We start from the raw sequence: 14,030 nt of genomic DNA, 5'->3' as shown, positions 1-14,030 counted from the left end.
TGGCGCGGCCTACCCCAAACTTAGCGGCCCGAACCTACCATTCGGTCCCGATTGGGCAGGTAGCCACGCAGGTGGAAAACATCGTCCATCGACTGGCAATACCGGAACAGGTCGTGTACTTCCTCGGGCGGATACCGCTTGATTTCGTCGAAGCTCATCATCCGAACGTCCGAGATAATCTGTTCATCGAGCCCCATTTCGGGATCAATACCCTGCCGGATCGAGCCGCCCGTTGCGCGCACATCGAAAAAAAGCTCCATAGCGTGCAGGGGCGGCAGCATAAACTCATTGACGAACAGCAGCTCTCCGACGCTGATCGACAAACCGGTTTCTTCGATAAACTCACGGGTCAGCGCGTCGGGGGCGGTCTCACCAAACTGAGCGCCCCCACCCGGCGGGCACCAGAACGTATCGGTGGGGCCAATACCCCGATGTCGTACCATCAGGAGCCGGTCGTCTTCCCGATAAAGTCCGCAAACGCGCAGTCGCAGCCGGTTTCCGTATAACTTCAACACTTCCTGACGGGATGTATCCACCCCGGGTCGATCCATTACATGCGTCACAAGTCACAGCTAATTTTGGGACGCAAAGGTAGAAGAATTTAGGTTACCGTTTCTGGTTTATGGTAAGATACGTGGGGAGTTACGTCCAGATTCGGGTAGTTCAGAGCGAAACCTATAGTTGGCTCCGGGCTTAGTAGGGGCTGCCCGATATATAACTTTCCAGCGAGTCGATCCGGGTCTTCTGGTCGCGGATGATGGCCGCTACCACGTCATTGATCGAGATAATACCCGTCAGCTCCCCCCCGCTCATGACGGGCAGGTGGCGAATGTGCCGCTCAGACATGATCAGCATACACTCGTCCAGCCGCTGGTCTGGCTCGATGGTAATGACATTGGGGGTCATAACATCAGCTACCGGCGTATCGTCGGAGTGACGCCCTTTCAGGATAACCTTGCGGGCGTAATCCCGCTCCGAGAAAATACCCGTCAGCACACCCTCATCGATCACCAGCACCGCGCCGATATTTTTTTCGGCCATCAGTTTCAGGGCATCCAGCACGGATTGATGGGACGATACCGAGTAGAGCGCGTTGACGGCCTTTCCTTGCAAAATCTGGCGTATTTTCATGACATAGAAGGGTTTAGTATGGGGGTGAAGTTAGCGAAATATTTCGTAAATTAGAACCATGAACGAAACCCATACGGCCGCCCAATTGCTGGCCAAACGTTTCCCTTACAAGCCCACATCCGGTCAGGAACAATTCTTCGAACAGATCGGCGCGTTCATCACCCACGAAGAGTTTGAACACTATCGCGACTGCTTCTTGCTCAGGGGATATGCCGGTACCGGTAAGACAACCCTGGTTGGTACGCTCATCAAAGTGCTTCCCCGTTTTGGCTACAAATCGGTGCTGCTGGCCCCTACCGGCCGGGCTGCGAAGGTGATGTCGAGCTACGCCAAGAAGCCAGCTCAGACCATCCACCGCAAAATTTATCGGCAGGTGGCCGACCCGGCGTCGGGTACGCTGAGTTTTCAACGGCAAAAAAATTACCACGAAGACACCCTCTTTATCGTTGACGAGGCCTCCATGATCTCCGACGAAGCTGATTTTGGGGGTAAAGGCCTGCTGACTGACCTGATCGATTTTGTTTTCGAGAACCAGGGCAACAAACTGCTGCTCGTTGGCGATACGGCCCAGCTGCCCCCCGTGGGCCGCGAGCTGAGTCCGGCGCTCGACCGGGGATTCCTGGCCGCCCAGTTCGACATGACGGTCTATGAACAGGAGCTGACAGAAGTTATGCGGCAGGACGAAGAGTCGGGTATTCTTTATAACGCCACCAATCTGCGCACCCTGCTGTCGGGTACCTTCAGTCCGGCTCCCAAAGCCGTCTCGTTCGAAACCCTGCTTGGCACAGATAGTGCCGAATCAGCCACCGATGCCCCCCCTATTCAGCTCAATGTACGCTCATTCAGTGACATCTATAAAATGCCGGCCAACAAGCTGGAAGACGGGATTCAGTACGCCTACAACAAATATGGCCGCGAAAATACGGTGATCCTTTGTCGGTCGAACAAGACAGCGGTGCAGTATAACCAGTTTGTCAGGCGGATGATTGACCAATGTGAAGAAGAACTCGACGCGGGCGATATGCTGATGATTGCCCGCAACAACTACACGACCCTGGAAGAGGACTCGCCGGCAGGCTTTCTGGCCAACGGCGAGTTTGCCGAAGTGCTTAAAATCCGCAACCACGAAGAGATTCACGGCTTCCGGTTTGCTACCGTCACGCTGCGGCTGGTCGACTACGAGGAGCAACCCGATTTTGAAGCCAAAATCATTCTGGATACGCTGCACTCGCCTACGCCTTCGCTCTCGTCCGAGCAGCATAAAGCGCTGTATGAGAGCGTTCAGCGTGACTATTTCTACATCACTAGCAAGAAAGAGCGAACCGAAGCCATCCGGCGCGACCCGTACCTGAATGCCTTACAGGTTAAGTTTGCCTACGCCCTCACCTGCCATAAAGCCCAGGGCGGCCAGTGGAGCGCCGTATTCGTTGATCAGGGCTACCTGCCAGACGGCCAGGTGAACCAGGAGTTTGTCCGCTGGCTCTATACGGCACTCACCCGCGCCACGGATGAAGCGTTTCTGATGAACTTCAACCCGCAGTTCTTCGGCTAAACAACCCAGGCCCTAGTTCGGTTTTGCTATACGGTCTATGGTCTCCGCTGAGGCCAGAAGCCCGAAATCAATAAGCGTAAACCATTATTTTTTTTGCCCTATGACCTACGACTGGATTGTGAGTGCCTGTGTCGGCCTTGGCCTGGCTGCCTGCTGCGGTTTCAGGGTCTTTGTACCAATGCTGATTGCCAGCGTGGCCACTAAGCTGGGCATCGTTGGTACGTTTGAGGGCTTTGAGTGGCTCAGCAGCTGGCCCGCGCTGGCAGGCCTGACGGTGGCCACCATCGTTGAAGTGGGTGCCTACTACATTCCGTGGCTCGACAACCTGCTCGATGGCATCGCCACCCCGGCTTCCATCATTGCCGGTACGCTGCTCAGCACCTCGTTTCTTCAGATCGAGAATCCGATTCTGCACTGGGGGCTGGGGTTAATGCTGGGCGGAGGCTCGGCTGGCATTATTCAGGCGGGTACGAGTTTGCTCCGGCTCGGTTCTACCACCACAACCGGCGGGGCCGCCAACCCGGTCGTAGCCACCGGCGAGAATATCGCGTCGTTCGTTCTGTCACTTTTGACGGTTCTTTTACCGCTGGTGGCCATCATTTTCGTCGCGCTGGTGCTTATCTACGTCATCAAGCGGATGACCACCCGGCGGAAAGTGTGGTTCACCCGACGGGAGTAACTCCAACGAGAGTGCCCTATACAAAACGAGAGCTGGGACATCGGTCCCAGCTCTCGTTTGGCTTTCTGACCCTATGGCTAATTACAGCGTCTCGACGGTACGCTTAACAAAAGCGGTCAGGTCAGCTCCAGTCAGCATATTCTGCGACAGCAGAGCCAGGTCGTACACCTGCTTGGCCAATGACTTCTGCGCGTCGGCATCGGTTTGGGCCAGCAGCTTTCCGATGAGGGGGTGGTTGGCATTCACGACCACATTATAGCCCAGCGGCATGTTTCCGTAAAACGACTGTTCGCCCGACAGCGCCGACATATCTTTCATCCGACGCAGGAACTCCGGCAGGGTGATCGTTACGGGCAGCTCATCCGTTGGCTGCGCTTCTACACTAACCGTCAGCGTTTTGTTGTCAAGAACCTGCTCGAATACTTCTTTCACTTTTGTACGATCGTCTTCAGACAGCACGCTCTCGTTGCTAAGCCCTTTGTCGATGAGCTTGTCGAGCGTGTCGGCGTCGACGCGTACGAAATGTACTTTCTCCAGCTTGTATTCGAGCGCGTTGATGAAGTGAGGATCAATCACATTATCCATCAGCAGCACATCGTATCCCCGCCGAACGGCCGAAGCCACATAAGCGTCCTGCTGCTTGCGGTCGCTGGTATAGAGCAACACCAGCGTATCGTTCTTATCGGTCTGGTTCGCCTGAATTTTCTCGCGATACTCATCGGGTGTCGCGTACTGGCCGTCGGTATTTTTGAGCAGAACGAAGTTTTTTGCCTTCTCCCAGAACTTGTCATCGGACAGAATACCGTACTTGATGAAGAGTCCGATATCATCGAATTTTTCTTCGAAAGCTGTTCGATCGGCATTGAACAGGTCGTTCAGCTTGTCGGCCACTTTACGGGTGATGTAGCCGTTGATTTTCTTCACGTTCGAGTCGGCCTGCAGGAAGGAGCGCGACACGTTCAGCGGGATATCGGGCGAGTCGATTACGCCGTGCAGCATCATCAGGAAATCGGGCACCACGTCTTTTACCTCGTCGGTAATAAACACCTGCCGGCTGTAGAGCTGGATTTTCTCCCGCTGGAACCGCAGTTCGTTTTTCACCCGCGGGAAATATAGAATACCGGTGAGGTTAAACGGGTAGTCGACGTTGAGGTGAATCCAGAACAGGGGCTCTTCGCTCATCGGGTACAGCTCCCGGTAGAACGACTTATAGTCCTCGTCGGTCAGGTCGGCGGGCGCTTTTGTCCAGATGGGTGCGGTATTATTGATCGTCTGCCCGTCGAACTCGATCGCTACCGGCAGGAACCGGGCGTATTTGTCGAGTATACCCCGCAGCCGGGTTTTGTCCAGGAACTCTTCGGAATCGGGTGCAATATGCAGCACCACATCGGTACCGCGTTCAGCCCGTTCGGCGGGGGTCAGTTCAAACTCGGTCGAGCCGTCACATACCCAGCGGGCCGGTTCGGCGTTATCACGATACGAGCGGGTAATGATCTCTACCTTTTCAGCTACCATGAAGGCCGAGTAGAAGCCCAGACCGAAATGGCCGATAATCTGTCCTTTTTCGTCCGTCTTATCCTTGTATTTTTCCAGAAAGTCTGACGCGCCGGAGAATGCAATCTGGTTGATGTATTTCTTAATTTCATCGGCCGTCATACCGATGCCATTGTCACTGATCGTAATCGTTTTGGCCTCTTCGTTGAGCGCAACGGTTACCTTTAATTCGCCCAGCTCGCCCCCGAACTCACCAAAGGAGGACAACTGACGAAGCTTCTGCGTAGCATCGACCGCGTTGGATACGAGTTCGCGCAGAAAAATTTCATGATCGGAATACAGGAATTTTTTGATGATGGGGAAGATATTCTCGGTATGGATCGAGATCTGCCCTTTTTCATTCTGTACGGCTTCCATAGACAGCTAATGGGTTGTTGATAGAATTGACTTGCTGATTGGGCGGGCGTCAAATCCTGTTCCAGAGCCTCGTTGCCTGCCACATTGACAGTTTTAACTTACTGCAAGGCGCGTTGCTGACGGATTAGTCCAGCAAAGAAGTCAACAAATGGACAAGCATACACCGGCAGTCGCCGGAGCAAGCGGCCTCCGATCAGGCTTATATTATCCAGGCGAACAGCCAGTATGATTCTGGTGTTATGTCGGCATGACAACCCCGGCCTACATCGACATCTCCTTATCTGAACTTGACACCTTGCGCCAGCAGCCTCGCACGGCGGTGATCGATGTTCGGGATGAGTGGGAGTTTGAGGAGTTCAACCTGGGTGGTATAAACGTGCCCCTGGCCGACATACGGGCGCGTCGGGATGAGCTGCTGGCCTACGATACGTTGATTCTGGTCTGTACCAACGGCGTACGAAGCCGGATAGCGGCCAAAGATCTACAGCGGCAACCCGTTTTCCAGACAAAAGTCATCTATCACCTGCACGGAGGTCTGATTGACGACGTAGACTAAGCGGTTACAGGTCGATTTCTCCCGTAAATACCCGTTTGGCGGGACCAATCAGATAGATGTTCTCGAAGCGCCCGTCGGATTGGGTTTCGAACGACACCCGCAGATTGCCGCCGATTGTCTGAATTGCTACCGGGGCCGGCATCTGCAGCTGCTGGTGGGCTACCAGCGCTACCGCCGTCACGCCCGTTCCGCAGGAGTAGGTTTCGTCTTCAACGCCCCGCTCGTAGGTGCGTACAAACAGGGTATTATTGGTAAGGCGCTGGGCGAAGTTAGCGTTTGTTCCGCCCGGCCGAAATGCGTCGGCATACCGAATGGCACGCCCTTCGGCCAGCACATCGAATGACTCCAGCTCGTCGACAAACCGCACGACATGGGGCGAACCGGTATTCAGGAATGTCAGTTGGGGCTGCTGATCCAGCCCGTTCACATCGATCATCTTCAGAAACACCTCGTCTTCGCGCACCACGGCCACGTGTTCCCCGTCGACCGCTATGAACCGTGTTTCGGACTCGAACAGACCCAGGTCATGCGCAAACCGGACAATGCAGCGACCGCCATTTCCGCACATGCTGCCTTCGGCTCCATCGGCGTTGAAGTACACCATCCGAAAATCGTATTCGGGGTCGTTTTGCAGCAAAATAAGCCCATCGGCCCCGATGCCGAACCGCCGGTGACATAACTGCTCGATGAGGGCCTGATCGGCGGCCGGGAACGTGCCGGTCCGGTCATCAATCAGGATGAAATCATTACCGGTGCCCTGGTATTTATAAAACTGCATAGCGTTTTGAAGATACGAAAAAAGCCACCCTGTACAGGCAGCTTTTATGTAGGTAAGAAGCGCGGTAAATTAAGCGGCTACTTTCGCTTTGGGCTTGCGCTCTTTAACACGAGCTGCTTTACCCTGGCGACCACGCAGATAGAACAAGCGTGCACGACGCACTTTGCCCAGGCGGACCACCTCGATTTTGTCAATGTTAGGCGACAGAACCGGGAAGATCCGCTCTACACCTACGCCGTTTGATACTTTACGAACGGTGAACGTTTCGCCACCGCTGCTTGGGTTCCGGCGCTGAATGACCGTTCCCGTAAATACCTGAATACGCTCCTTATTTCCTTCGCGGATTTTGACGTGTACGTTCACCGTATCGCCTGCCCGGAACGTGGGCAACTCGGCGCGACGCTGCGCGTTGTCTGCCTCCACTAATTTGATTAACTCGCTCATGACCGTATATAAATCGCCAGATAACTATTTGCGAAATGAGCCGCAAAGATAGTAATCTTTTAGCGGTTAGAAAATACTTTTGCGAAATTACCCAACGTCTTCTGACCCCAAGCTTCATGAAAATACTGAATGTCGACCAGATTCGCGCGCTCGATCAGGCAACCATCCAACACGAACCCATTGCTCCTATCAATCTCATGGAGCGGGCTGCCCTGGCTTTCGTCGACTGGTTTGTCGATCGCTTTCCGGCTACTACCCCGCTGAAGATCTTTTGTGGCCTGGGTAATAACGGGGGCGATGGGCTGGCCATTGCCCGCCTGCTGCTGGAACGCGACTATCCGCTCGAGGTATTTGTCGTGCGCTACGCCCCCCGCGAGTCAGACGATTTCATGCATAATCACAGACGGCTCAAACTGGTAACGGACAACATCCGGTACGTTGAGCTTTCGCACGATATTCCGCCCATGCCCCACAACGAGGTCGTTATCGATGCGATCCTGGGGTCAGGCCTCTCACGACCCGCCGAAGGCATCGTAAAAAGCGCCATCGAAGCGATCAACCGCAGCCCGGCCACGGTCGTGTCGGTCGACATAGCCAGTGGCTTGTATGCAGATCAGCCCAATGCGCCCGAAGACGTTATCGTTGAGCCCGACTATACCGTCGCGTTTCAGCTGCCCAAACTGGCCTTCCTGCTACCCGGCAACGCCCGCTATACCGGCGACTGGCAGACAGTCGACATCCAGCTGCACAAACGCTTCATCGATAAAGCGCCCACCCCCTACTACTACACCCGCCCCGACGAAGCCCGTCTGTTGCTGCACAAGCGCGACCGCTATGCGCACAAAGGTACCTTCGGGCATGCGCTGCTACTGGCCGGCAGCTACGGAAAAATAGGAGCGGCTGTGCTGTCCGCCCGGGCTTGCCTGCGGTCGGGCGTAGGTCTTTTAACGGTTCAGGTGCCTGGTTGCGGGTATCCGGTATTGCAGACGGCCGTACCAGAGGCTATGTGTCGCCCGGATACGCACGAGCACGTACTGAGCGGCACCACGGAGGTCGAGACGACCAGCCCGGCCGACTTCACAACCGTAGGGATAGGTCCTGGCATTGGCAAGGCTTCCGAAACCCTGGCGATGCTGAAAGCGCTGCTGCCGACCCTCACCAAACCAATGGTCATTGACGCCGATGCGCTCAACCTGCTGGGCGAAAATCGGGAACTCCTCGACCAGCTTCCTGCCGGCAGTATTCTGACTCCCCACCCAAAAGAGTTTGAGCGACTGACTGCGCCCTGGCAGAACGATTACGAAAAGCTGGATCGACTCCGTGAGTTTGCCCGCAAGTATCGGGTTGTTGTCGTGCTGAAGGGCGCCCATACCGCCGTGGCCACACCCGAGGGAGATATTCATTTCAACGCCACGGGCAACCCCGGCTTAAGTACGGGCGGCACCGGCGACGTACTGACCGGTGTATTAACCGCCCTGCTGGCTCAACGATACGATCCGGTAGAAGCCGCTGTATTGGGCGTATATGCCCACGGCCTGGCGGGCGATCAGGTAGCCGAGCAGCGTGGTCAGATCGGAATGACCGCTACCGATGTGGTAGACGCCCTCCGGTGGGCCTGACGTGTAGAAATATGGTAACTTAAGTGTAGAAATCACACCACACTATTTATACAATAGACCACAAAGACGACACTAGTTTATCACCAAACTTCTCTAAAACGTATATACTGACTCAGACCTGACTGGTGTTAATCAAGTATTTATACGTATTCTATGAATTAAGGGTTTTCGCGCTGTTCTCCTGACGGAAGCGGTCTCAAATTTGTACCGGTATTTTAGCCTCATACCGCACACATACCATGAAACATGCAGCGCAGCGAGACTGGCGAATGAGTCGCCCCTCGCGAAAGTCCCGGGTATCGGTCGATCAGACAACGGCTTTAGGCGGACTCACCATCGCCTTACTGACGTACATTGTGTATCATTTTATTTATCCGCTCATCTCCAAGGGCCTACTCTGGTAGACTCTGGCGGACTCAGTATAGCTTGATTAGTATTGCCCGGTACGTTTTCGTTACCGGGCTTTTTTGTGGCTTCAGGCCATACACTGATAGGTGACGAACGCGGCTACGTAGGCCAGAATCATCATATAAGCCAGTTGTACGGCTGGCCAGGTCCAGGATTTGGTTTCGCGCTGAGTGGCCGCCAGTGTACTCATACACATCATAGCGAATACGTAGAAGACCAGCAGCGACCAGGCCAGCGCCGGTGTATACATAGGCCCACCCGTCAGCGGATTGCGCTCCTGCCGAAGCCGTTCCCGAACGGTGACTCCTGCCTCATCGCCCCCATCGCCAATGCTGTAGATGGTAGCCATAGTACCCACAAATACCTCCCGGGCCGCAAACGAGCTCAGCAGGGCAATACCTATTTTCCAGTCGTAGCCCAGCGGGCGGATGGCGGGTTCGATCAGGTGCCCAAAATGGCCGGCATACGACGCTTCGAGCCGCTCTGACGCCAGCTTGTTCTGCAGCTCATCGGCTGGCGCGTTGGCTAGTTCCTGCTTAACCCGGGTTTCGGCCTCCTGCATGGCGTTACCGGGTCCATAGCTGGCCAGCACCCACAGCACAATCGAGATGGCCAGAATAACCCGACCCGCTTCCCAAACGAAGGCACGCACACTCTCCCAGACCGACAGCCCCACGTGGTTCCAGCGCGGTAATTTAAACGTTGGCAGTTCCATAATGAAGAAGCCCCGCTCTTTGGTACGCAGCACCAGTTTTAACACGTAAGCAGCCAGTAACGCACTGACGAGCCCCATCAGGTACAGAAACATAAGCGCCAGCCCCTGTAGGTTGAACACGCCCAGCACCCGCTGGTTAGGCACAACCAGGGCAATCAGAATGGTATAAATGGGCAGTCGGGCCGAACAGCTCATCAGGGGAGTTACCAGGATGGTGATGAGCCGGTCGCGACGGGTACCAATGCTTCGGGTCGCCATAATGGCCGGTACCGCGCAGGCTACGCCGGAAATAAGGGGAACGACGCTCCGGCCGTTGAGCCCGAATTTGCGCATGATACGGTCCATGATGACCATGACTCTCGACATATACCCCGACTCTTCGAGCAGCGCAACCAGCAGAAAGAGAAAGGCAATCTGCGGAATGAACACCAGGATGCCGCCGATACCCGCCAGGATTCCATCGGTGAGCAGATCGGTGAGCGGGCCCGCCGGCAGGCCCTCCTTGAGCTGACCGTTGAGCCAGGCCACCCCCGAGTCGATGGCATCCATGAACGGTTGTGCCCAGGCAAAGATGGCCTGAAAGATAAGCAGCAGTATAAACGCAAAGATGGCGTAGCCCCAAACCGGGTGCAGCAATACCCGATCCAGCTTCTGACTCCAGGTCGGTTCGCCAATTGGCCGGTGATCGGTTACCGATTCGGCAACGACGGTTGCGATGCGCTTGTAGCGGGTAATGGTCTCGTTTGCCTGGAAAGCCGTTTCGTTGAACTCGTACCGGTCAATGATGGCATCCAGCGCCAGCTGCTGTACCCGATTCAGAAACGAAAACCCATCATGCTGAATGATGTACTGCAGCGCGAGGTAATTATTCTGAAGCGCGTATTGGGTTCGGGTATCGGCAATGAGGTCGGCCGCTTCGTCGGCCGGATCGAAAAACAGTTTACCCGGCAGGGTCGGGTTCTCCAGCTGCCCCAGCACCGCCTTTTTGATCTGATCGACCCCTTCGCCGGTACGGGCGTTGATCCGCACGACGGGTACACCCAGGCGCATGGCCAGCCGTACGCTGTTCACTTCCTTGCCCTGGCTCTTGGCTACGTCGAGCATATTCAGCGCCAGCACCGTCGGCACACCCAGATCGGCAACCTGGGTAAACAGCAGCAGGTTCCGGTGCAGGTTCGATGCATCGACCACCACAACCGCCACATCCGGATAATCAGGATGAGCCGGATTGGCCAGAATGTCCGTGACAAGCTGCTCGTCCAGCGATTTGGGATATATGGAATAGACACCCGGCAGGTCAACTACGGTAGCCGTAGTCTGGGTATCGATGGGCCAGGTGCCGGACTTCTTATCGACCGTTACACCGGGGAAATTTCCGGTCTTCTGACGAAGGCCGGTCAGTTGGTTGAAGAGCGATGATTTACCCGCATTCGGGTTGCCAATAAGGGCAATTGTAAGGGAGGCATCCAATGTACAGTACGGTTTACGGTTTATCGTTTACGGGCCCGCCCGCTTAACAGACAGACAACCGTACCAACCGTAAACCGTTAATTTTCAATCAATATAGTGGCGGCCTCTGACCGACGCATCGACAGGCAGTAGCCCGATACGTTCAGACAGATCGGGTCGCCCAGGGGAGCCTTGCAATGAAGGCATACTTCAGCGCCCGGCAGGCAGCCCATTTCGAGCAGTTTCAGCGACATCACCGCATCGTTGAACGACTGGATGGTGGCCCGTTCGCCTATTTTCAGATCGGCTACGCTTCGCTTGCTCATGGTGTCAGTGCCGTTACTCTTTATTTAGATTCAGTTTAATTAACGCAAGATTACAACCTAAAGTTTGTTGTTGCAAATTCAGGAGCGCAAATCCCAGCCGAATCGAATAATCATGACCGCAATGATGAGTAAAAAAAAGAGACGAATGAACTGATTTCCTTTCAATATAGCCAGCCGGGCGCCCAGAAAAGCGCCGGATAAATTAGCTACAGCCATAGGCAACGCTACGGCATACAGTATGCCGCCTTTCTGAACAAACAGACTCACACTGGCCAGATTAGTAGCCGCATTGACCAGCTTGGCGTGGGCACTGGCCCGCAAAAAATCAAATCCGATCAGCGCTATAAAGCCCAGTACCAGAAAACTACCCGTGCCGGGTCCGAAGAAACCATCGTAGAAGCCGATAACGGCGCCCATCGCCCACATCCGAATGCGCTGCTGCTGGGCCGATATGGTTCGCTGGGACATCTGGCCAAACCCTTTTTTGAGCAGCGTGTACAGGAAGACGGCGATCAGGATAACCAGTGCCACCGGCTTCATGAACTGGTTAGGCATACGGGTCAGTGTCCAGGAGCCAAGCCAGGACGCCCCGAACGCAATGGCCATCATGGGTCCAATGAACCGCCCGGCCACGGCAACCCGGCGGCTGTATTGAAAGGCGCCCATCAAACTACCCGCCAGCGACGGCAGCTTGGTTGTTCCGATCAGCACCGGAACGGGGTATTGCGGCAGCGTAACTAACAGGGCGGGTGTCTGGATGAGGCCCCCTCCTCCGATGATGGCATCGACAAAACCAGCCAGAAACGAAAACGCACAGAGCGTTGCAATCGTGTACAGTTGTTCGGGATTCACGCAATCAGCAAAAGCATAAGACAGGCAAATTGGGGCAGAAAGTTGTCTTGTCAAAACCAATCGGCTAAAACGGAAACAATTCAGGTTTGCACCGTAAATTTGCCGAATTGATTGAGCAGGTATGACAGAGTCGGTACGGCAGTTGGGCGCTTTGATGCGTAAAGAGTTCCTCCTCGAATGGCGGCAACGGTATGCGCTCAATGGCATGTTGCTCTACATCGTCGGGGCCGTTTTTGTCTGCTACCTGAGTTTTAACGCCCGGCGCGGTCAGCTCACGCCGATTGTCTGGAACACGCTGTTCTGGATTATTCAGTTGTTTACGGCCATTAATGCCATTGCCAAAAGCTTTGTTCAGGAACGGGCCGGGCGGCAGCTCTACTACTACACCCTGGCCAGCCCGCAACAGATAATTCTGGCAAAAATCGGGTACAATACGGCACTGATGGGTGTGCTGGCGGTGTTAGGCTTTTGTACGTATGCGTTTGTGCTGGGGAGCCCCATTGCCGACATTCCCCTGTACCTGCTCACGCTGGCCCTGGGGGCAGTTGGGTTTTCGGCTTCGCTGACGCTGGTGTCGGGCATTGCCAGCAAAGCCGAGAATCCGGCTACCCTGATGGCGGTGCTCAGTTTCCCAATTATTTTGCCTTTACTCCTGTTGCTGCTGAAAGTCTCGAAAAACGCCATGGACGGACTCGACCGCAGTGTGAGCTGGAGCGAAGTTGGTACTATTCTGGCCATTGATGCCATCGTGCTGACGCTCTCCTGGCTGCTGTTTCCGTTTCTGTGGCGTAGCTAGTGCCGTCTCTGGTTTTCAGATCCCGGCTTTGGTCTGTTCAGGCCAAAGCCGTATCCAGAAAGCCCTTGACTGAAAACGAAAAAACTATGAAAAAAAATTGGTGGAAAGGCCTTGCTGTCCTGATTCTGACCTATGTTATTCTGCAGGGCCTGGTCGGCGGGGTGCCCCGACAGCCGATCCTGAACGAAAGTATCCGGAACGTTTACTTCCACGTACCGCTCTGGTTCGGCATGATTATCATGCTGCTGACATCGGCCGTTTATTCGATTCGCTACCTGCGTAATGGGCGCTTCGACGATGATGGCGTAGCGGTCGAGTTTGCCAACACCGCTATTCTGTTCGGTTTCCTGGGTTGCCTGACCGGCGCGCTCTGGGCCAATTTTACCTGGGGCGAACCCTGGCCCAATGATCCCAAACTGAACAGCGTAGCCGTCGGTATGCTGATGTACCTGGCCTACCTGATTCTGCGGGGCTCGTTCGACGATGAGCAGCGCCGGGCGCGCATCTCGGCCGTCTATAACATCTTCGCCTTTGCCGTGTTCGTGCCGCTGATTTTCGTTGTGCCCCGCCTGACCGATTCGCTGCACCCCGGCAACGGCGGTAACCCGGCTTTCGGTAAATACGACATGGACAGCCAGATGCGGATGGTGTTTTACCCGGCGGTAATCGGGTTCACCCTGCTGGGTGTCTGGATTACGGAACTGCGCGTTCGCCTGCGTCGGGTTAAAGCGGTGCTGGAGGAATAAATCCTGACGCTCACACCCGAATGATTTGGTGTATTTTTGCGTTAATTTTACATCTGTCGACAAATTCT

At 55.0% G+C, this 14,030-nt stretch carries 15 protein-coding genes; 7 read left to right on the top strand and 8 right to left on the bottom strand.

The window, feature by feature from the left end:
• Positions 1–20: 20 nt before the first annotated feature.
• Positions 21–551 carry an NUDIX domain-containing protein gene (locus EQG79_RS10930; RefSeq protein WP_077922833.1) on the bottom strand — a complete coding sequence of 177 codons (531 nt, stop codon included), beginning with the start codon at positions 549–551 and terminating at the stop codon, positions 21–23.
• A 142-nt stretch (positions 552–693) separates the two neighbouring features.
• On the bottom strand, positions 694–1,131 hold the full coding sequence (locus EQG79_RS10925) for a CBS domain-containing protein (RefSeq protein ID WP_077922832.1): 438 nt from the start codon (positions 1,129–1,131) through the stop codon (positions 694–696).
• A 58-nt stretch (positions 1,132–1,189) separates the two neighbouring features.
• Between EQG79_RS10925 and EQG79_RS10920 the strand changes: the two genes are divergently transcribed.
• Complete coding sequence (locus EQG79_RS10920; RefSeq protein ID WP_077922831.1) at positions 1,190–2,683, top strand: ATP-dependent DNA helicase; 1,494 nt, start codon at positions 1,190–1,192, stop codon at positions 2,681–2,683.
• A gap of 100 nt (positions 2,684–2,783) precedes the next feature.
• Entirely contained in the window at positions 2,784–3,362 is a 579-nt protein-coding gene (locus EQG79_RS10915; protein ID WP_077922830.1) for a DUF4126 domain-containing protein, read from the top strand.
• A gap of 81 nt (positions 3,363–3,443) precedes the next feature.
• Here the strand turns inward: EQG79_RS10915 and htpG are convergent, their stop codons facing one another.
• The gene (htpG, locus tag EQG79_RS10910) at positions 3,444–5,273 is read right to left on the bottom strand and encodes a molecular chaperone HtpG (RefSeq protein ID WP_077922829.1); all 1,830 of its coding nucleotides are present in this window, start codon (positions 5,271–5,273) and stop codon (positions 3,444–3,446) included.
• Positions 5,274–5,520: 247 nt separating this feature from the next.
• Between htpG and EQG79_RS10905 the strand changes: the two genes are divergently transcribed.
• Positions 5,521–5,829: a rhodanese-like domain-containing protein gene (locus EQG79_RS10905; RefSeq protein ID WP_077922828.1), complete on the top strand. Its 309-nt coding sequence runs from the start codon at positions 5,521–5,523 to the stop codon at positions 5,827–5,829.
• 4 nt (positions 5,830–5,833) lie between these two features.
• Here EQG79_RS10905 and dapF read toward each other — a convergent pair whose 3' ends face one another.
• Positions 5,834–6,607, bottom strand: coding sequence for a diaminopimelate epimerase (dapF, locus tag EQG79_RS10900; protein WP_129601482.1), 774 nt, complete (start codon positions 6,605–6,607; stop codon positions 5,834–5,836).
• 69 nt (positions 6,608–6,676) lie between these two features.
• Positions 6,677–7,051, bottom strand: coding sequence for a 50S ribosomal protein L19 (gene rplS, locus EQG79_RS10895; RefSeq protein WP_077922826.1), 375 nt, complete (start codon positions 7,049–7,051; stop codon positions 6,677–6,679).
• 116 nt (positions 7,052–7,167) lie between these two features.
• On the opposite strand from rplS, the gene EQG79_RS10890 reads away from it, so the two are divergent.
• Complete coding sequence (locus EQG79_RS10890) at positions 7,168–8,670, top strand: NAD(P)H-hydrate dehydratase (RefSeq protein ID WP_077922825.1); 1,503 nt, start codon at positions 7,168–7,170, stop codon at positions 8,668–8,670.
• 239 nt (positions 8,671–8,909) lie between these two features.
• Positions 8,910–9,074 carry a hypothetical protein gene (locus EQG79_RS30960; protein WP_165358875.1) on the top strand — a complete coding sequence of 55 codons (165 nt, stop codon included), beginning with the start codon at positions 8,910–8,912 and terminating at the stop codon, positions 9,072–9,074.
• 71 nt (positions 9,075–9,145) lie between these two features.
• Here EQG79_RS30960 and feoB read toward each other — a convergent pair whose 3' ends face one another.
• The 3 genes from feoB to EQG79_RS10875 all read right to left on the bottom strand — a co-directional run bounded on the left by feoB (position 9,146) and on the right by EQG79_RS10875 (position 12,420).
• Complete coding sequence (gene feoB, locus EQG79_RS10885; RefSeq protein WP_077922824.1) at positions 9,146–11,263, bottom strand: ferrous iron transport protein B; 2,118 nt, start codon at positions 11,261–11,263, stop codon at positions 9,146–9,148.
• 77 nt (positions 11,264–11,340) lie between these two features.
• Positions 11,341–11,568: a FeoA family protein gene (locus EQG79_RS10880; protein ID WP_077922823.1), complete on the bottom strand. Its 228-nt coding sequence runs from the start codon at positions 11,566–11,568 to the stop codon at positions 11,341–11,343.
• 78 nt (positions 11,569–11,646) lie between these two features.
• Entirely contained in the window at positions 11,647–12,420 is a 774-nt protein-coding gene (locus tag EQG79_RS10875; protein WP_240699329.1) for a sulfite exporter TauE/SafE family protein, read from the bottom strand.
• A gap of 121 nt (positions 12,421–12,541) precedes the next feature.
• Here EQG79_RS10875 and EQG79_RS10870 point away from each other — a divergent pair, with 121 nt between their 5' ends.
• Both EQG79_RS10870 and ccsA read left to right on the top strand, forming a co-directional pair.
• Positions 12,542–13,216, top strand: a complete 675-nt coding sequence (locus tag EQG79_RS10870) for a heme exporter protein CcmB (RefSeq protein WP_077922822.1) — start codon at positions 12,542–12,544, stop codon at positions 13,214–13,216.
• 86 nt (positions 13,217–13,302) lie between these two features.
• Complete coding sequence (gene ccsA, locus EQG79_RS10865; protein ID WP_077922821.1) at positions 13,303–13,962, top strand: cytochrome c biogenesis protein CcsA; 660 nt, start codon at positions 13,303–13,305, stop codon at positions 13,960–13,962.
• Positions 13,963–14,030: the final 68 nt, after the last annotated feature.

The organism is Spirosoma sordidisoli (assembly GCF_004138325.1).
In the GTDB taxonomy this organism is placed as follows: Bacteria; Bacteroidota; Bacteroidia; order Cytophagales; family Spirosomataceae; genus Spirosoma; species Spirosoma sordidisoli.
Note: the sequence above shows the minus strand (reverse complement) of the source record. Positions and strands in the feature narration are given on the sequence as shown.